Here is a 17,344-nt window from a genome sequence, read left to right on the forward strand (position 1 = left end):
CAGGACCTTCGCCGCTAGTAGTTAGCAGCTGAGGGAGGGGCGGTTCCCTTCGGGGAGCCGCCCCTTCTGCGTGCGCTGAGGATCAGGTACCGCGCAGGAGTTGCACCAGGTCGGCGGCGCCGTGGGCGTCGTGCTGCTCGTGGATGGACAACGCGATCCGCCACTCGCGACGCGCCTCCGGCAGGCGGCCCTGGGCCAGATGGAGTTCGCCGAGGCTCTTACGGATGTCCGCTTCGCAGAGCCAGTCGCCGTACTGGCCGGCGATGGCCAGGCCCTCGCTCTGGGCGGCAATGGCTTCGTCGTACCGGCCTTCTGCCATCCGGAGGCGGCCAAGCTCGTTCAGTACTTCGGCCTGGGGGATCGCCGCATCCGCCGCCCGGTAGAGCTCCAGACTCTGATGCAGAGCTTCCCCGGCGATCTCGTACTGGCCGGCCTCGCGGTAGGCGACTCCGACGTTCTGCGCGATCATGCCGCGGTACTTCTCCAGCCCTGGCTCGACCAGCAGGTCCATCGCCTCGTCGAAGTGCTGCTGGGCCGCCTCGGGTCTGCCGGTCTTCAGGTAGAGCATGCCGAGTGCCAGGCAGGCCCAGGCCGCTCGCGGTGGGATGCCCAGGCGCAGGCCGATCTCACGGGCGCGTGCGGCGTACGGGATGCCGTCGGTGGTGCGTCCGGTGCGCTCCAGGACATGGCTGAGGCTGCTGAGGCAGAGCGCCTGCAGGTTGCCGTCTCCTGAGCTCTCCGCAGCGTCGACTGCCCGGCGTAGGGGCGCCACTGCTTGCTCGTACTGCCCCAGTTCCGCGTGTGCCGCACCGAGGTCGTGCAGGACGAGCCCTTCCGCGACGCGGTCGGGACCGCCGCGGACCAGGCGCAGTACGGCCTCGTTGGACTGCAGCCACTCGAGCCAGGCTCTGCGGACCGCGTAGTACGCGTTCAGCCCGACTGCCAGCTGTACTGCGAGGCTCGGCTGCTCCGCTGCAGCCTGTTGCACGATGCCGACCAGGTTGGGGCGCTCGTTGTCCAGCCAGGCGAGTACGTGCTCCTGGCTGGGCAAGTCCTGGGCGTCGGCAAGCCACTCCTTGTCCAGCCACTGCTCGCGGGTCACCCCGTGCCCGGCGTACTCGCTGGCCTTCCAGACGACAGCGGAGACCCGCTTGATCCATCTAGTGGTGGCAGCGGCCTTGTCCGGCTCGGTCAGCATCTGCTCGGCAAGCTCCCGGGCAGCCACCCGGAGAAGGTCGTGCAGCCGGTACCGCCCTGGGGCCGGCGTCCCCAGCAGGTGCACGTCGACCAGCCGCTCCAGTACGACGACAGCCTCAGGCTCAGGGCTGTCGGACAGTGCAGCCGCCAGAGCGGACGTGAGCTCCACAGACTCCGGTAGCCCGAGCAACGCGAACATAGTGACGGCCTGTACGTCGATCGGGTCGTCACTGCCGGCCAACTGCTCGATCGACAACACCAGAGTCGCCCGTACGCCGGAGTCGTCCAGCTGCAGCTCGTCCAACCGGCGACGGCCGTCAGCCAGCCGCTCGGCAAGGTGTGCGACCGGCCAGGTCGGGCGGGACGCCAGCCGGGCACCTGCCATCCGGATCGCCAGGGGCAGACCACCGCACTGCCGCACTACCTCGGCACACTCGTCCTCCGGCGCGTCTGGGCGCTCCGAGATGCGACGGAGCATCTCGATGGATTCCTCCAAGGGCGGCTCGGCCAGCTGGAACTGACGGCCGCCCAGGCCGGCCATGCTGCGCCTGCTCGTCACGATGACCGCGCAGCTGCCAGTACCCGGTAGCAGCGGGCGGACCTGGTCCTGATCGGCCGCGTTGTCGAGCAGTAGCACCAGACGGCGATTCGCGAGCGCAGTACGGAATCTTGCGGAGGCAGTGGCCAGGTCGGCCGGGGTGGTCTCGCCCATGTCCTCCAGTAGGTAGGTGAGAGCGTCCAGCGGCTCGAGTGGCGGGCCGATGCCGAAGCCGCGCAGGTCGAGGTACAGCTGACCGTCCGGGAAGTGCTCAGCGACCCGGTGAGCGGTGTGGATGGCCAAAGTGGTCTTGCCGATGCCGCCCATGCCGGTGATCGCGGTCACGCTGACCCCTTTGGCAGTGGTCAGATAGCGGGTGAGCAGCCCCATCTCCCGGACGCGGCCGGTGAAGTCGCCACTGGCGAACGGGAGCTGCCTGGGAGACGCCGCCACGGCCGGTTTGGCCTTCGGTTTGGTCTTGTCGCTCCGGCCGCGACGAGAGGCTGCAGCGGCCAGTGCGGCGGTCTGGTCGGGATCCAGATGGAGCGCCCGGGCCAGCGCCTGCACGGTGCTCGGCTGGGGATAGCGGCGGGTGCCGCGCTCGAGGGTGCTGATCGCCTGAACGCTGATGCCGGAGTCTGCCGACAGCTCTTCCTGGGTCAGCCCTGCCGCCGTCCGGTGCCGCCGGAGCAGGGCCGCGAACTGGGAATCCACCGCCACACTTCCCCCGATCGCCGCTTTTGTATGGGTGAACTGTATGGGTTGTACCTGGTGAGCCGGTCTGGACCAATCGAGAATTGGACCTGCACGACGACTGGGGAGGAGATGTGCATGTCGGTTTACCAGGCTGTTCCTGCTGTCCGCCGGGAGGACTTCGCACCGGAGGTGGTCTGTGAGGTCTACGAGCTGGAATCGCGACGCCGGACGCCTGCCGTCGCGGAGGAGCTGACCGGCCGCCAGGTCACCATCGGGCGGTTGATGGCCACCGGCGCCAAGGACGCGGCGATCGCCCGTCAGCTCGGGCTCTCGCTGCGGACCGTCCGGGCCGAGATCAGCGCGCTGATCGCCGGGCTCGGGGCCAAGTCGCGGTTCCAGGCCGGCTGCCTGCTGGTCCGCCGGTTCGGCTGAGCCGGGCGGCGGAAAGCCGGAAAGCGGAGGCCCGGGAGTTGTCGGAAGGGCCACGTAGGCTGGCGGCATGAGTGAGCTTCCTGACCGTCGTCTGCTGCTGGTCCACGCCCATCCCGACGACGAGACGATCAACAACGGCGTGACGATGGCGCGCTACGTCGCCGAGGGTGCGCAGGTCACTTTGGTCACCTGCACCCTCGGTGAGGAAGGCGAGGTCCTGGTCCCGGAGCTGGCGCACCTGGCCGCCGACCAGACCGACGGCCTCGGCAAGCACCGGATCGGCGAGCTCGACGCGGCGATGCGTGAGCTCGGCGTCACCGATTATCGTTTCCTCGGCGGCCCGGGCCGGTACCGCGATACCGGGATGATCTACGACGAGCAGGGCAACGCCGCCGTCCCGCCGGAGACCCGGGCGGACAGCTTCTGGCAGGCCGACCTGCTGACCGCGGCGAACGATCTGGTCCCGATCATCCGCGAGGTCCGCCCGCAGGTGCTGGTGACCTACGACGAGTTCGGCAACTACGGTCACCCCGACCACGTCAAGGCGCACCGGGTGGCCACGTACGCCGCCGCCCTGGCCGCGGCACCGTCGTACCGGCAGGACCTGGGCGAGGCGTGGGAGATCGCGAAGGTCTACTGGATGGCGATGGCCGAGTCGGGCATGCGGGAGAGCCTGCGCAAGCTGCGCGAGTCCGGTGACACCACGACCTTCGAGGGGCTCGACCCGGACGGGCCGCTCGGCCCGTACGTCACCCCGGACCGGTTCATCGACTGCGTGATCTCGGGCGAGGGCTTCATCGACCGCAAGATGAACGCGATGAAGGCACACGCCACCCAGATCACCGTCGACGGCCCGTTCTTCGCCCTGTCGAACAACAACGGCAGCGAGATCTGGGGCAGCGAGGCCTACCGCCTAGTCAAGGGCACCGCCGCCCCCGGCCCCGACGGCGTCGAAACGGACCTCTTCGCAGGCCTGTGACCACCCCTTGCCGTGACCGTTGACACACGATGGGTTGAGGCATCAACCACTGCGGGACGGAGTGCCGCGCACTAGGCTGCTGGGGTGACGACGGACCCCGGCAGCATCGAGTCCGCGGAGTTTCGTACCGCGCTGGGCCGGTTCGCCTCCGGTATCACGATCATGAGCACGTTGCAGGACGGGATCGCGCACGCGATGACCGCGAACGCGTTCACCTCGGTGTCGCTGGAGCCGCCGCTGGTGCTGGTGTGCGTGGACCGCGGGGTCCGGATGCACGACGCGGTGCTGGACTGCGGGTTCTGGGCGGTGTCCGTGCTGGCGGGGCGTCAGCAAGGCATCGCCGAGCGGTTCGCCAAGTCGGGTCGGGACCTCTACAGCCAGTTCGACGGGATCGGCACCCAGCCGGGTCCGAAGACCGGCTGCCCGCTGATCGAGGGAGCGCTCTCGTGGCTGGAGTGCCGCACGTGGGCGACCTACCCGGGCGGCGACCACACCATCGTCGTCGGCGAGGTCCTCAGCCTCGGCGCAGGCGACCCAGATGACCCCGCCGCCCTGATGTACTACGCGGGCCACTACCGGGCACTCAAGGGCTGAGTGGTCAGTCCTGTCCTGTAGTCTGTGCCGTTGCTGTTACTTGGTTTCGAGCAGGAGGACTCTGTCCGGTGGGGAGAAAACAGCTCGCGGGGATCATCGCCGCGGCGGGGTTCGGGGTGCTCGTGGTCGGATACGGTCTGGCGTTCGCGCTGACCGGCGACAAGGTACCCGGGGACACGACGGTGCTGGGGATTCCCCTCGGTGGCCTGTCCGAGGATGACGCGAAGGCCAAGTTGCAGGCCGGGCTGAAGGATCGCCTGGTGCTGCCCATCAACGTCAAGGCTGGTGCGAGAACGTACCAGGTGAAGCCTGACGAGGCCGGTCTCACCCTGGACGTGGACGCCACCGTCGCCGCGGCGGGCGCCGGACGCAGCCTGAACCCGGCCCGGATCTGGCAGTCGATGACCGGCGGCGAAGCGGTCCAGCCGGTGATCGCCAAGGACGAGGCCAAGCTGAAGGCCGCGATCGAGAAGCTGGCCGCCCAGGTGAACCGGCCGGCCACTGAAGGCACCATCACCTTCGTCAAGGCCAGGGCCGTGAAGCACCCGTCCGCCGACGGTGTGCAGCTGGACAACGAGGCCGCCACCGAGACGGTCGTGGCCGGCTTCCCGTCGGACGGCAACCCCAAGGCGCTCCAGGTCGACGTGACCAAGCCGCAGGCCGGCAGTGACGTGATCGACAAGGCGATGTCCGAGTACGCCGTGCCGGCGATGTCCGGGCCGGTCCGGTTGACCGTCGGTGACAAGAGCGCCGACCTCGAACCCGAGGAGATCGCGCCCGCGCTGACCCTGGTCGCGAAGGACGGCGCGTTCACGCCCACCCTGAACGCCAAACTGCTCGAGCCGCTGTTCGCCGAGCGGTTCAAGAAGCTCGAGACGCTGCCGAAGGACGCGACGGTGCAGATCGTCGGCGGCAAGCCGAAGGTGATCCCGGCCGTCGACGGCATGGTGGTCGCCCGCGACAAGGTCGTCCCGGCGATCCTCGCGCTGCTGCCCAAGCCGGTCGGCCAGCGCACCGCCGCGGTCGGCCTGGCGCACACCAAGGCCGCCGTCACCACCGAGGCGGCCACCGCGCTCGGGATCAAGGAGGTGATGGGCGAGTTCACCACCAAGTTCCCGCACGCCACCTACCGCAACGTGAACATCGGCACCGCCGCCCGCAAGATCAACGGCACGCTGCTGAAGCCGAACGAGATGTTCAGCCTGAACAAGATCGTCGGCGAGCGGACCAAGGCCAACGGGTTCACCGAGGGCAACATCATCAACGGCGGCAAGTTCGTCCTGGACCTCGGCGGCGGTGTCTCGCAGTCGGCCACCACCACCTTCAACGCGGCCTTCTTCGCCGGCCTGAAGGACGTCGAGCACAAGGCGCACAGCGTCTACATCGACCGCTACCCGGTCGGCCGGGAGGCCACCGTGGCCTGGCCGTCGGTGGACCTGAAGTTCCTCAACGACTCCGGCAACGGCATCCTGGTGCAGACCATCTTCACCGCGTCGACGCCGAGCAGCTCGGGCAGCCTGACGGTGAAGATCTGGGGCACCAAGGTCTGGGACATCACCGCCGGGCAGTCGGCGAAGACCAACTTCCGCGCTCCCGGGCTGGTCTACAACACCGAGAAGAACTGCCGGCCGCAGGCGCCGACGACCGGGTTCGACATCAAGATCTACCGGTACTTCAACAAGAACGGCCAGCGGGTCAAGACCGAGTCGTTCACCACGAACTACAACGCGGCCGACGACATCCGCTGCGGCCCGAAGCCGGGCACGACCCCGCCGTCGACGGAGACCACCACTCCGCCGGGTGGTGGCCCGGGCAAGCCGCCGACGACCACGCGTCCGCCGGGCAGCTGAACCAGTACGTCGATGTGGGCCGTCCCCTCGGGGGCGGCCCACTTTCGTTCTGGCCTATTGCGGGTGCAGGGCGTGCAGGCCGGCGGCGACCTGGCCGAACAGCTCCTCGCCGATCACGGCGCCCTCCCGGCGTACCTGGGCCGGGTCGATCCGTAGTACGCGATCGAGCCGGATCTCGCTGTTGCGGCCGGCCTTGTCCCACGGGCCGCTGCCGATGTCGAGCCACACCCGGCCCCAGCGCTTCTCGTCGGCCGCGTCCCGGTCGTGGTCCTTGCTGGTCAGGATGAGCGCCAACAGAAACGGCCCGTCGGACCCGACCACCAGCACCGGCCGGTCCTTGCCACGGTGGTGGTCCTCCTCGAACGGCACCCACGTCCAGACGATCTCGCCCGGATCAGCCACCCCGTCGTCGGGATGCGGCGTGTACTCGACGTGCACCCTGCCCTCGTAGTCGCCCGCGTACTCAGGTCGCACCACCTCAGTCATGGAGCGACCTTACCGACTCGGCGGCGTACTGACCGTGAGGTAGCGGTAGCGATAAGCAACGGCGTACCCGAGGTTCGTGTAGGTCGTCATGGCGGCTGTGTTCTCTTCCAGGACCTCCACGTAGCTCCGGCGGCCTCCCTGCTGTCCAGACCACCGTGCGAGGCCCTGCAGGACGGCTGTAGCGAGCCCACGGCGCCTGTACGCCGGGTCTACCCGTACTGCGTCCACCCCGAGCCAGTGGCCGGTCATAGAGCCGCGGCCGACCGCTACGACCTGGCCGTCCAGCTCTATTGACGCGAAGACGGCTTTGGGGGCGCCTTCCATCACTGCGGGTGCTGCCGCCGGGGGAGTGCCCTCAAAGGCTGCCTGGTACCAAGCAGCGTCCGGCTTGTCGCGGATAGCCACCTCATGAGCCGGCCCCGCGTTGAGGTGGTCCAGAGTCGCGTGCAGGACCAGTACGTCGCTCTGCTCCGGCCGGGCGTCGACCCAGCCTTGCTCCTTGATCTCCTGGGCCACAGGGCTGTCCAGGCGGACCAGGGCAAGTGGAGGGAGGCCTCGCTCGGCGTAGAAGGCTTCAGCGCGCTTCAGAGCCTCCGAGACGGGCATCCCGGGGTCACCGGCGGGCAGGAGGGAGTTGGCCCGGCCAGTCCAGCCACCAGAGGCTCGCAGCAGCCACTGACCGACGTACGAGGTCTCTGCGGCAGGACGGCCGAGGGCTGTGGTGAGGAAGAGCTGCTCGACGTCCACGGGCCGCAGCGGCATCGGTGGAATCCGTTTGGCTGCTGAGACGTCCTCCAGACGGATCCGGTACGGCGTACTGTCGGAGTGCCGGACCACCAGCGAACCCGCGTCGTATGCCTGCAACACCCCGATGACATCGGTCAGCTGTCCGCCCGCAAGCCGGTGGCGGACCACGACACGGTGGCCGATATCACGGGCACTGAGACCTGACACGATGCGGACTCCTGGCAGAGTGTGGGAAGGACTACCGTGATACTAGGTAGCCGCACCACCATATGAGCATCGGGAACACCGCACCGCAGCATCCAGTCTGCTGCGCCTGCTGGCTATAGGAGGAGTACCAGTGACCTACGTCATCGCGCAGCCGTGTGTTGACCTCAAGGACCTCGCCTGCGTCGAGGAGTGCCCCGTCGACTGCATCTACGAGGGCAACCGGATGCTTTACATCCACCCGGACGAGTGTGTCGACTGTGGGGCGTGCGAACCGGTCTGCCCGGTGGAGGCGATCTACTACGAAGACGACACCCCGGAGCAGTGGAAGGACTACTACACCGCCAACGTCGACTTCTTCAACGACCTCGGCTCGCCCGGCGGCGCTTCCAAGATGGGCAAGATCGACAAGGACCACCCCTTCATCGCCGCCCTCCCCCCGCAGGAGCACGACGAGTAGGCACGTCCTGCACACGCCCGGATCGGTCCCAGGCCATCCGGGCGTTGCTGTGCCCGCAGGTAGGCAGTATCGAGACTGAGGGAGGTCTCAGGTGTCTGCTTCGTTGTCTTCGCGGCTTGCCGCGGTCGTCGACGCGCTGCCGCTCGTCCCGGGGCTCCGCGTCCTCGAGTTCGGCTGCGGCCCGGGCGCGGCCGCCGGGGAGGTTGCTCGGCGCGTCGGCGCTCTGGACGGTCGCCACCCAGCTCAGCAGGCGCCGTCTCTGGCCCGGATCGCCGCGGCTCTGACCCCCACCGGCCGCCTCTTCATCGACGGCGGCAGCCCGCTCCGCGAACTGAAGGTCTGACTATTCCGCGATGACGTCGACGTGGACGTGGTCCAGGTGGCGCAGGGTGTCTTTGTTGCCGGGGCGGTCGGGGGCGGTGTAGTCGCGCCATCCGCTGTCGGAGCGGCCGCCGGAGGTCCAGATCTTGTCGGCGAAGATCACCGTGCGGATCCCCAGGTGGTCGGCGCGCGCCACCAGGTACTGCGCCAGCGCCCACCCCTTGACCGTGTTAGCCGTCGAGATGGGCTTCACGAAGATGTCGACCGCCCGGCCCTCGTAGTGGGCCGAGCCTTCCATGTGTCCCGTCGTCACGCCGCCCGGCTGATAGCCACCCGTCGACAGCTTCCCGAACGTCGCGACCAGGTCCTTCCGGACCGTCTCGGCCCGCGGCGTCAGACCGTTCTTGCCCATGGTCTCGGCCGGCAGCGAGGCGGTGCTGACCGTGCAACTGAAGGCCGCCTTCGACTGGCCCGTCAGCGCCGACGCGAGCACCCGGGCGTCTGCCTCATGATCCGCATAGGCATTGGGGAAGGCGCTCCGCTGAACCCGGTCGGCCGCGACCGTCACTGCGAGCTTCTGGTAGTTCTTCACCTTCACCAGCGCGTCGTAGAACTTCGCCGCCGCATAATGCGGGTCCTGCACCTGCGCAGGCGTCCCCCAGCCCTGCGACGGCCGCTGCTGGAACAGCCCGAGCGAGTCCCGGTCACCATGCGCCAGATTGCGCAGCCCGGACTCCTGGTACGCCGTGGCCAGCGCGATTGTGGCAGCCCGGGCCGGCAGACCACGCCGTACTGCGATGCCCACAATGATCGCCGCCGACTCGGCCTGCTCCAGATCCAGTACTACGCTCGCGCCGCTGACCGTCGCCATGCACTGCTCACGGGGCGGGAGCAGCGGCCCGACGCCCTTGCCGCCGATCCACGCGATCCCCACCCCGACGGCAAGCGCGAGCGCCCCCATCGCTCCTACGGCGACCAGCGTGCCCCGGTTCATCGGCATACCGGTTCCAACGTGCAGGACCGGCGTACTGGTTCCTGGAGATAGGTCACGCTGAGTATGACGTACAGCTCGTTGCCTTGGTTGGCGTGAGTTGTCACGCGTTGGCGTGCAGGGCTTCGTTGAGTGTGATGCCCTCACCCTTGCGCGGCCGGGCCTCGACGGCGCCGGTGACGGAGTTGCGCAGGTAGAGCAGGCCGGGCTGGCCGGACAGCTCGCGGGCCTTCACCACGGAACCGTCGGGCAGCGTGACCTTCGTACCGGCGGTGACGTAGAGACCGGCCTCGACCACGCAGTCGTCACCGAGCGAGATGCCGACGCCACCGTTGGCGCCGAGCAGGCAGCGCTTGCCGATCGAGACGACGGCCTTGCCGCCACCCGACAGGGTGCCCATGATCGAGGCGCCCGCGCCGATGTCGCTGCCGTCGTCGACGACGACCCCGGCCACGATCCGGCCTTCGACCATCGACGTCCCGAGCGTGCCGGCGTTGAAGTTCACGAAACCCTCGTGCATGACGGTGGTGCCGGACGCCAGGTGCGCGCCGAGCCGGACCCGGTCCGCGTCGCCGATCCGGACGCCGGACGGTACGACGTAGTCGGTCATCCGCGGGAACTTGTCCACACTCGTCACGGTCAGGTGCAGGCCGGCCGCGCGGGCGCGGAGCCGGACGTTCTCGATCTCCTCGACCGGGACCGGGCCGTGCGAGGTCCAGGCGTTGTTCGGCAGCGCGGCGAAGATGCCGTCCAGGTTGACGCCGTGCGGACGGACCAGCCGGTGCGAGAGCAGGTGCAGCCGCAGGTACGCGTCGGCGGTGTCCGCGGGTGCCTGATCCAGCACGATCTCGGCCCGGACGACCGTACGGCGTACCTGGCGGAGGTCGTCGTTGCCCTCGGCAGCGATCAGCTCGGCCGGTGCCTTCGCCTCGGCGGGGGCCTCGCCCAGCGCGGGCGCCGGGTACCAGACGTCGAGCACGCTGCCGGAGGGGGTGACGGTGGCGAGGCCGAAGCCCCAGGCGCGGGTGGCGTTCTCAGTCATGCCCCAAAGCCTGCCAGACGCCCGGTCATCGCTCGTCCACCGGTCTGATCAGTGGATAGCCTCGAAACCGGCGCACCGGACCGCGACGAAAGGATTCCCATGCCGGTTTCCCTGATCCTCGACACTGATTTCGGTACCGACGTCGACGACCTGCTGGCGTTGACGACCATCCTCGGTTCGCCCGAACTCGCCCTGACCGGCGTGACCACCGTGTACGGCGACGTGCTGTTGCGGGCGCGGATGGTGGCCAGGGTGGCCCGCCTTGCCGGCCGTGACGTCGGCCCGATCGTGCCGGGGCGCGGCGAGCCGCGATCCGGTCGTGAGGTCTGGTGGGCGGGTCATGAAGGCGCGCTGATGCCGGGGCTCGAGCAGGAAGAGGTCGGCACCGATGATCCGGTCGCTCTGCTGGCCGGGTCGGCGACGGTGCTGGCGGTCGGGCCACTGACCACTGTCGCCGAGGCGGTCGAGACGCCCGGGCATCAGATCGAGCAGCTCCTCCTGATGGGTGGCGACTTTTCCGGCAGCGACGAGCCCGAGCACAACATCAAGTGCGACGTGGCCGCGGCGGCGGCAGCCTTCGAGTCCGGAGTGCCGGTGACGACGATCGGTATCGACCAAACGAGACGGCTCCGGTTGGACGCGGCGCTGGTCGCAGAGCTCGAGTCGGCGGGGGAGTTGGGTGAGCTGGTCGGTGCGGAGATCCGGCAGTGGTGGGAGTTCCGGCAGCGCGACTTCAACGAGCCGCACGATCCGGCGGCGGTGGTGATGATGGTCGAGCCGGAGTTATTTTCGTTCGCCACCGGGCGGATCGTCGTGGAGGATGACGGGCGGACCCGGTTCGCGCCCGACCCGGCCGGTCCGCACCGGATCGTCACCGACCTGGACCCGGAGCGGGTGACCCGCCGGATCGTCGACCGAATGCTCGCCGCGATGACCTGACCAGCCATCAACCGACCCGCGATCAACCGATCCGCCGATCGACTCACTCCTGGAGGACGCCCGCATGCTGCCCGCTTGGCTCGACTCGATCGCCGGACCCCTTCTGGCCGCCACCCAGGCGCCGAACCTCGGCCAGCTCAAGGGCGAAGTACTGCGCGAATGGGGCTCGTCGGAGGTCTGGCGGTTGTCGTACGGCCTGCGCAGCGTGATCGCCAAGCGGGGCAGCGATGCGCAGGTGACCGAGGCCGCGGCGTACCGGCGGCTTGTGGTGCCACTCGAGTTGCCGGCACCGAAGTTGATCCACGCCGAGGAGACGGACGACGCCGTACTGCTCGTGCTGGCCGATGTCGGGCTGGTAAGCCTGGAGCAGGAGCCGACCGCAGAGGGCTTCCTGGCCGCGGCCGAGCTGATCGCCACTGTTCGTTCGCAACCGATCGATGCGCCCAGCGAGTTCACCCCCGACCACCTCCGAGACCTGGTACGCCGGAGTCCGGCCGACGGCGATTTGGCGGCGCGACTCGAGTCGGTGGGCGTCGCGAAGCTGGATGAGTTGCAGAAGGAGACCCCGGCCCGCGTGGTCCACGGAGACTTCGTGTCGAAGAACCTCGTCACCGACGGCACCCGCTGGACCATCGTCGACTGGCCGCTCGCGCACGTGGCCCCACACCTGAGCGACCTGCACACCCTCCTTCGCGATGCCGTTGCCGTCGGCCACCAACGCGGACCGATCGTTGCCCGCTACATCGATGCTTCCGGCACCGATCCGCAGCTGGTCCAGCGCCAGCTCGCGATCGGCGGGATCGCGTTCACCCTGCGCGCGCTGGCCTGGGTCGTCGAGGAAGGCGTGAACACCGTGACCTCCTCCAGAGAATGGATCGCGCCGCTGCTCGCAGAGCTGACCGACATCACCACCAACCTCCGATGAGGCTGCTGATCCTCGGCGGAACCAAGAACCTCGGCCGCCACGTGGCCGAGGCAGCGCTGGCTGCCGGACACGAGCTGACCCTGTTCAATCGCGGCCGGACCAACCCCACCCTCTTCCCAGAGGCGATCCATCTCCAGGGCGAGCGATCCGCGCCCGACGCGCTGGCGTCGGGGGAGTGGGATGCCGTCATCGACATGTCCGGCTTCCTGGTTCACGACCTACGCCGGAGTGCCGAACTGCTGCGGGACCGCGTCGGCCACTACACCTTCATGTCCTCGATCGCGGTGTACGCGAGCAGGACGACCCCGGGGATGACGGAGGACGCGCCCCAGCTGGCGTGGCCCGACGGTGCCCCGGAAGACGAGTTCACGATGGATCTCTACGGACCCTCGAAGGCCCGGGCCGAAGCGCTGCTGGCCGAGACCTTCGGAGAGCGCACCACGGCCGTCCGGTCCGGTTTCGTCGTCGGACCGTACAACCCGGACTTCGGCAACTGGGGCGAGGCGCTCGCCGCCGGCAAGCCACTCGAATGCGCGGCGAGACCGGGCCAGCCGATCCAGTACCTCGACGCGCGTGACCTCGCGGCGTTCCTGCTGCGGGTGACGGTTGACGGCCGCGGCGGAGCGTTCAACGCGGTGAGCGAGTCGACGACGATGGCGGAGCTCGCCGAGGCGTGGCGGTCCGTAGTACCGGGAAGTCCGCCGGTGGACTGGGAGCCGGCCGTGGACCGGTTCCACCTGCCGCACGACGGATCGAACGACGGGACCTTCCTGCTCGACAACTCCAGAGCGCTGGCCGCTGGTTTGGCGGTGCGACCGGCAGCCGAGTCGGCGCGGGCCTGCATGGAGTGGATCCAAGCCGGAAACACGCCTCCACCACCGCCGCACTAAATTGATTTGAAGTTGACGTAGCGACAACTACTACCGTCCTGAGTGTTGGCCGGAACGACCGGCCGCGAGGGTGGAAAAGGACGGTGCGAACGGTGGCCTGGTCGATCGCCGAGGTGGCTCGCGACTCGGGCGTCACCTCGCGCACGCTACGGCACTACCACGCGATCGGGCTGCTGATCCCGGCCCGGATCGCACCGAACGGGCGCCGGTACTACGAACAGGAGCAGCTGCTCCGATTGCAGCAGATTCTCCTGCTGCGTGATCTCGGGCTCAGCCTGGACGTGGTGGCCGAAGTACTGGAGCGGCAGAGCAGTGCGAGCACGATCGAGGTGCTCGGCCGGCACAAGGAGTGGCTGCTGCGCGAGCAACTGCGGCTCGGCCGGCTGATCCGGACCGTCGATTCCACCATCGGCAACCTCCGGAGAGGAGACGAGATGAAACCGGAGAAGGTCTTCGAGGGATTCGAGCACAACCCGTACGAGGCCGAGGCGCGTGAACGCTGGGGTGACGAGGCGGTCGACGCCAGCTACCGGCGGATGCAGGGCTGGAGCGAGCAGGACGCCGAGCTGGCGCGCACCGGCTATCCCCGGGTGCACGAGGGGATGGCGGCGCTGAAGGCGGAGGGAGCGGACGTCCGCGACCCACGCGTGCAGGAACTGGTCCGGCTGCACCACCAGATCACCAGTCTTTTCTGGACGCCGAATCGTGAAGCCTACAAGGGATTGGGGCAGCTCTACCTCGACGACGAGCGCTTCCGGCAGAATATCGGTGGCGGTGATGACAGTGTGGTGCAGTACCTGCACGACGCGATGACGGTCTACGCGGACACCCACCTGTCCGCCTGAAGGGCGGGCGATGGCCGAGGGGTTCAGTCTGTGGCGGGTCGCGGTGCCGGCGTTCGGGCCGACGGTGGTGAACTCGGTGGGGATGGGGGCCGTCCTGCCGATCATCGCCTTGTCGGCGCTCGAGTTGGGTGCTTCGGTCGGGACGGCGGCCTTTCTGGTCGGAGTACTGGGCTTCGGGTACTTCGCGGGGTCGCTGCCCGCCGGGGCGTTGGTGGTGCGGATCGGCGAGCGGCGCGCTCTGTTGCTGGCGGCAATCGTCACGGCGGCGGCCTGGTTCGTGGCGTGGCTCGCGGGCAGCTGGGAGGTGCTCGGTCTGGCGTTGGTCGTTGCCGGTCTGTCGGGGGCGGTGTTCAGTCTGGCGCGGCAGTCCTATCTCACCGATGTGGTGCCGATCGGGATGCGCGCTCGGGCGATGTCGACGCTCGGCGGGGTGAACCGGATCGGCTTGTTCATCGGCCCGTTCCTCGGCGCGGCAGCGGGTCATCGGTGGGGGATCGCTGCGGCGTACGCCGTCGGGGTCGCGAGTTCGCTCGGCGCCGCAGTACTGCTGCTTTGTGCTGGTGATCCTGTCCGGGAACACGTCCTGCCGGAGAATCAACCGATCAGGAAGGTGCTCTGGGACAGCCGCCGCGTCTTCCTCACCCTCGGCACCGGCGTCTTCGTGATCGCGGTGGCGCGAATCGCCCGCGTCAGCCTGGTCCCGCTCTGGGGCGAACACGTCGGACTGTCCGCCACCGACATCTCGATCGTCTTCGGCATCACCAACGGCATCGAGATGCTGCTGTTCTACCCGGCCGGCCTGGTGATGGACCGCTTCGGCCGCGTCTGGATCGCCGTCCCGTGCACCCTGGCGCTCGGCCTCGGCATGCTCGCCCTGCCCCTCACCAGCACCCTGTACGCCGTCCTCGCCGTCGCCAGCTTGATGGCCGTAGGCAACGGTCTCGGCTCCGGCATCATCATCACCCTCGGCGCCGACGCCGCCCCACCCGCCCTCCGCGCCCAGTTCCTGGCCGGCTGGACCGCCTGCGCCGAACTAGGCGGAGTAATCGGCCCCCTCCTCATCAGCGCCATCACCTTCATCGCCCCCCTAGCCACCGCCACCCTCACCCTAGGAGCCCTAACCACCCTAGGAGCCACCTGGCTAGCCCACTGGGTCCCCCACTACAAACCCAAACCACCTGATTAAGGGCAAGTTGGGGAATACCGGGGCAGATATCCACAGAAGCTGAGTTCGCCCGGTCGGGGCCCTCTGATCGTGCGTAGGGTCCTCGGCATGTACTTCGAGCGGCCACTGGTCCGGGCCTACGTCGACGAGACCGGCGACCGCGGAACATCGGGAAAAGCCTCGCGTTATTTCGCGATGGTGGCGGTGATGGTTGCCGACGAGGACGACGCTGCGCTGCGCTCGGCGATCGGAACCTGTCGTCAGCGTCTGTCGGTGCCGGTGAACAAGCCACTGCACTGGACCGAGCACGTCAAGAGATTTCCTCGCCGGCAGTTCGTGGCGGCTCAGCTTGCTGCCGTGGAAGGGGTGGTGGTCGGCTACTTGGTCATCGAGAAGGCGGCTCTCGCGGCAGCTGACCCGGTCAGGGCCAATCAAGTTGCCTTCTACAACTACGCGTCCGGTCTGACGCTTACGGGCATCCTGCATGCGGCGGCTACCTGGCCAGGCGGAGCCCGCGATGTGGTCGTGAACTTCGGGCACGTGCGTGGATTTCCGCACCAGGAGACCCTGGTGTACTTCGAGAAACTGCGGTCCGACGCGGAAGCTCAGACGCGCTGGGATCTGCTGCGAAGCATGCCGCGGTTTCTGGCGGCCGGGCAGCTGGACGGGCTGCAGGCGGCCGACCAGTACGCCGGGATGTTGCGGGCAGCTCTGGAGCCGGACGAGTTCGGCGGCTTCGAGCACCATCATCTGCTGGCTGTCCGCCATCAGATCCATCGCTTCGAAGGAGAGGCCTGGGGGCACGGTCTTCGGGTGATCGCGGCGCCGGGCACGATGGAGCAGTACCCGTGGTGGCCGCTGGACGGTCTCTAGCTGCTGACCGAAACGACGAGACCTTCGATGGTCCGGAGCGCCGCAACCGGTCGAGCCGGAAGGGTCTGGCAGCAGACCTGGCGTTCTCTCCGCGGCCATCGAAGGCCTCGTGGCAACAGAGTAGCAGGTGGGGTTAGGGGGTTTTGGGGGCTGAGGTGGCTCGGATGTGGAGTTCGGTTCTTAGGGTGACTGTGGATGGGGGGCGGCCGGGGGAGGTTATGCGGTCTTTGAGGAGTAAGCCTGCGGTGCGGCCTAGTTCGTAGGTGGGTTGGGCGACGGTGGTGAGGGAGGGGACGACCAGGTCGGCCCAGGGGAGGTCGTCGAAGCCGACCACGGCGATGTCGTCGGGGGCGCGGAGGCCGCGTTTGGCCAGGCACTCCAGGGCGCCCACGGTCATCAGGTTGTTGGCGACGAAGAGGGCTTCCGGTGGTTCGGGCTGGTCCAGCAGGCTTTCCATTGCCGCGAAGCCGCCGGCCTCGCGGAAGTCGGCATGCCGGACCAAGTCCTTCTGGAAGCGGATGCCCGCGCCGCGAAGGGCCGAGCGGTAACCCGCCAGCCGGTCCATCGCAGTACTGACGCGTCGTGGTCCTGTGATGCAGGCGATCCGGCGGTAGCCGCCGTCGATCAGGTGCTTCACGCCTTCGGCGGCGCCGTGCTCGTTGTCGACCAGGACGGTGTCCGCCTCGACGCCGTCGACCCGGCGGTCGATCAGCACCATCGGCGTCTTCGCCTCGTCGAGTTGCTGGACGCCCTCGGCGGTCGACGTCGGCGAGATCACCACGCCGGCCATCTGCTCGGTCAGCACGGCCGACGCGTACGCCGCTTCCTTGGCCGGGTCCTCGTCGGAGTTGCACAGTACGACGTGGTAGCCCTCGGTCTGCGCGACGTCCTCGAGCCCACGGACCAGCGAGGTGAAGAACGGGTTCTCGATGTCGGAGATGACCACGGCCCACAGGTTGGTGCTGGCCCGGCGGAGGTTGCGGGCCACGCCGTTCGGGCGGTAGCCGAGCTCGGCCACGGCCGCGCGGACCTTCTCGGACAGTTCCGGATCCACGTTCCGGCGGCCGCTGAGCACCCGCGACACAGTGGCCGGCGATACGCCAGATCTACGCGCGACGTCGTAGATCGTCGTCATACTCGCTCCCCGCTTGAGACCTAGCTGCCGTCTGG

18 protein-coding genes are annotated in these 17,344 nt (G+C 68.5%); 12 read left to right on the forward strand and 6 right to left on the reverse strand.

The genetic code is table 11. The annotated features are described in order from the left end of the window. Positions 1 to 82 precede the first annotated feature (82 nt). Positions 83 to 2,449 (reverse strand): tetratricopeptide repeat protein, encoded by a 2,367-nt coding sequence (locus AB0F51_RS29690; protein WP_360285188.1) that lies wholly within the window; start codon positions 2,447 to 2,449, stop codon positions 83 to 85. Between the two features lie 117 nt (positions 2,450 to 2,566). On the opposite strand from AB0F51_RS29690, the gene AB0F51_RS29695 reads away from it, so the two are divergent. From AB0F51_RS29695 to AB0F51_RS29710, 4 genes are all read left to right on the forward strand, one after another. Next, a complete protein-coding gene (locus AB0F51_RS29695) occupies positions 2,567 to 2,863 on the forward strand; it encodes a LuxR C-terminal-related transcriptional regulator (RefSeq protein ID WP_360285190.1) in 297 nt (98 codons plus the stop codon). A gap of 67 nt (positions 2,864 to 2,930) precedes the next feature. Further along, complete coding sequence (gene mshB / locus AB0F51_RS29700) at positions 2,931 to 3,842, forward strand: N-acetyl-1-D-myo-inositol-2-amino-2-deoxy-alpha-D-glucopyranoside deacetylase (protein WP_360285192.1); 912 nt, start codon at positions 2,931 to 2,933, stop codon at positions 3,840 to 3,842. An 84-nt stretch (positions 3,843 to 3,926) separates the two neighbouring features. Next, the gene (locus tag AB0F51_RS29705) at positions 3,927 to 4,436 is read left to right on the forward strand and encodes a flavin reductase family protein (RefSeq protein WP_360285194.1); all 510 of its coding nucleotides are present in this window, start codon (positions 3,927 to 3,929) and stop codon (positions 4,434 to 4,436) included. 68 nt (positions 4,437 to 4,504) lie between these two features. Further along, complete coding sequence (locus AB0F51_RS29710) at positions 4,505 to 6,286, forward strand: VanW family protein (protein ID WP_360285196.1); 1,782 nt, start codon at positions 4,505 to 4,507, stop codon at positions 6,284 to 6,286. A 54-nt stretch (positions 6,287 to 6,340) separates the two neighbouring features. On the opposite strand, the gene AB0F51_RS29715 is transcribed toward AB0F51_RS29710, so the two are convergent. Together AB0F51_RS29715 and AB0F51_RS29720 are read right to left on the reverse strand one after the other, a co-directional pair. Then, on the reverse strand, positions 6,341 to 6,772 hold the full coding sequence (locus AB0F51_RS29715; protein ID WP_360285198.1) for a type II toxin-antitoxin system PemK/MazF family toxin: 432 nt from the start codon (positions 6,770 to 6,772) through the stop codon (positions 6,341 to 6,343). Positions 6,773 to 6,781: 9 nt separating this feature from the next. Continuing rightward, positions 6,782 to 7,726 (reverse strand): GNAT family N-acetyltransferase, encoded by a 945-nt coding sequence (locus AB0F51_RS29720; protein WP_360285199.1) that lies wholly within the window; start codon positions 7,724 to 7,726, stop codon positions 6,782 to 6,784. A gap of 130 nt (positions 7,727 to 7,856) precedes the next feature. Between AB0F51_RS29720 and fdxA the strand changes: the two genes are divergently transcribed. Next, a complete protein-coding gene (fdxA, locus tag AB0F51_RS29725) occupies positions 7,857 to 8,183 on the forward strand; it encodes a ferredoxin (RefSeq protein ID WP_131285641.1) in 327 nt (108 codons plus the stop codon). 91 nt (positions 8,184 to 8,274) lie between these two features. Continuing rightward, on the forward strand, positions 8,275 to 8,526 hold the full coding sequence (locus AB0F51_RS29730; protein WP_360285201.1) for a hypothetical protein: 252 nt from the start codon (positions 8,275 to 8,277) through the stop codon (positions 8,524 to 8,526). On the opposite strand, the gene AB0F51_RS29735 is transcribed toward AB0F51_RS29730, so the two are convergent. Continuing rightward, positions 8,527 to 9,504, reverse strand: a complete 978-nt coding sequence (locus AB0F51_RS29735) for a hypothetical protein (RefSeq protein WP_360285203.1) — start codon at positions 9,502 to 9,504, stop codon at positions 8,527 to 8,529. Positions 9,505 to 9,598: 94 nt separating this feature from the next. Then, complete coding sequence (dapD, locus tag AB0F51_RS29740; protein ID WP_360285205.1) at positions 9,599 to 10,537, reverse strand: 2,3,4,5-tetrahydropyridine-2,6-dicarboxylate N-succinyltransferase; 939 nt, start codon at positions 10,535 to 10,537, stop codon at positions 9,599 to 9,601. Positions 10,538 to 10,636: 99 nt separating this feature from the next. On the opposite strand from dapD, the gene AB0F51_RS29745 reads away from it, so the two are divergent. From AB0F51_RS29745 to AB0F51_RS29770, 6 genes are all read left to right on the forward strand, one after another. Next, positions 10,637 to 11,476 carry a nucleoside hydrolase gene (locus tag AB0F51_RS29745; protein WP_360285206.1) on the forward strand — a complete coding sequence of 280 codons (840 nt, stop codon included), beginning with the start codon at positions 10,637 to 10,639 and terminating at the stop codon, positions 11,474 to 11,476. Positions 11,477 to 11,540: 64 nt separating this feature from the next. Continuing rightward, on the forward strand, positions 11,541 to 12,401 hold the full coding sequence (locus AB0F51_RS29750; RefSeq protein ID WP_360285207.1) for a phosphotransferase: 861 nt from the start codon (positions 11,541 to 11,543) through the stop codon (positions 12,399 to 12,401). Continuing rightward, complete coding sequence (locus tag AB0F51_RS29755) at positions 12,398 to 13,291, forward strand: NAD-dependent dehydratase (protein WP_360285208.1); 894 nt, start codon at positions 12,398 to 12,400, stop codon at positions 13,289 to 13,291. Before AB0F51_RS29750 ends, AB0F51_RS29755 begins: the two co-directional genes overlap by 4 nt. A 92-nt stretch (positions 13,292 to 13,383) precedes the next feature. Further along, on the forward strand, positions 13,384 to 14,136 hold the full coding sequence (locus tag AB0F51_RS29760; RefSeq protein WP_360285210.1) for a TipAS antibiotic-recognition domain-containing protein: 753 nt from the start codon (positions 13,384 to 13,386) through the stop codon (positions 14,134 to 14,136). A gap of 10 nt (positions 14,137 to 14,146) precedes the next feature. Further along, complete coding sequence (locus AB0F51_RS29765; protein WP_360285211.1) at positions 14,147 to 15,322, forward strand: MFS transporter; 1,176 nt, start codon at positions 14,147 to 14,149, stop codon at positions 15,320 to 15,322. A gap of 87 nt (positions 15,323 to 15,409) precedes the next feature. Next, positions 15,410 to 16,174 (forward strand): DUF3800 domain-containing protein, encoded by a 765-nt coding sequence (locus AB0F51_RS29770; protein ID WP_360285213.1) that lies wholly within the window; start codon positions 15,410 to 15,412, stop codon positions 16,172 to 16,174. Between the two features lie 133 nt (positions 16,175 to 16,307). Here AB0F51_RS29770 and AB0F51_RS29775 read toward each other — a convergent pair whose 3' ends face one another. After that, positions 16,308 to 17,309 (reverse strand): LacI family DNA-binding transcriptional regulator, encoded by a 1,002-nt coding sequence (locus AB0F51_RS29775; protein ID WP_360285214.1) that lies wholly within the window; start codon positions 17,307 to 17,309, stop codon positions 16,308 to 16,310. Positions 17,310 to 17,344 lie beyond the last annotated feature (35 nt).

Source organism: Kribbella sp. NPDC023855, assembly GCF_040639475.1.
Classification (GTDB): Bacteria; Actinomycetota; Actinomycetes; order Propionibacteriales; family Kribbellaceae; genus Kribbella.